The following is an 862-nucleotide window of genomic DNA, read 5'->3' as shown; positions in this document are numbered from 1 at the left end:
GGCTTCTAATAGTTTTACTGTTATAAGCCTAACACAGTTGGCAGTTCCTTCAACTCCAGTAGCTAATAATCAAACAGTATGTGATGATGGTACAACAAATCAAACCTTAACAGCTTCAGCAAGTGGTGGAACTATTACTTGGTATACAGCTTCAACTGGTGGTACAATTGTTACATCACCAACATTAACTGGTGTAGGTACAAAAACGTATTACGCTGAATCATCTAATGGGACTTGTTCTAGTACAACAAGGCAAGCGGTAATGCTAACTATCAATGCAACTCCTTTAACACCTACAACGAAAGATATTGAATATTGTCAAGATGATATTGCTCAAGCCTTAACTGCAACAGCTAATGACTCTTCCAATACACTATATTTTTATGAATCACAAACTTCCTCTCCTCAAATTAGTTTAATACCTAGTACTAACGTTTCAGGAGTATTTACTTATTATGTTTCTGAAAAAAGTAGTTCTTGTTTCAGTCCACTAAAGGCATTAGTAGTTACTATTAATCCTAAAATAACAATAACTTCACAGCCCATAAACAAAACTATTATTTATGGAGAAGATACGAATTTTGCAGTAGTAGCTAATAATGTTACATCATATCAATGGCAAGTAAATACTGGATCAGGATATACTAATATTTCAAATAATAGTACCTATTCTAATGCAACAACATCCACTTTAACTATTACAAAGCCTACGGTTTTGATGAGTAGTTATAACTACCGCGTTGTTTTAACAAATAATTGTAACACCGTAAGCACAACAGACGCTCTATTAACGGTAACACCAAAAGCGATCAACGTGAGTGTGGTAGCCGATAACCAAACCAAAGTATACGGAGACGCGAAC

Annotated in this window: 1 protein-coding gene; it reads left to right on the top strand. The window is 34.9% G+C overall.

Features of this window, described 5'->3' with window-relative positions:
* Window positions 1-862: hypothetical protein (locus H2650_RS15685; RefSeq protein WP_223151127.1), on the top strand; the 862-nt coding region annotated here is incomplete at both ends.

It is taken from the genome of Flavobacterium sp. GP15, assembly GCF_014281985.1.
Classification (GTDB): Bacteria; Bacteroidota; Bacteroidia; order Flavobacteriales; family Flavobacteriaceae; genus Flavobacterium; species Flavobacterium pygoscelis.
Note: the sequence above shows the minus strand (reverse complement) of the source record. Positions and strands in the feature narration are given on the sequence as shown.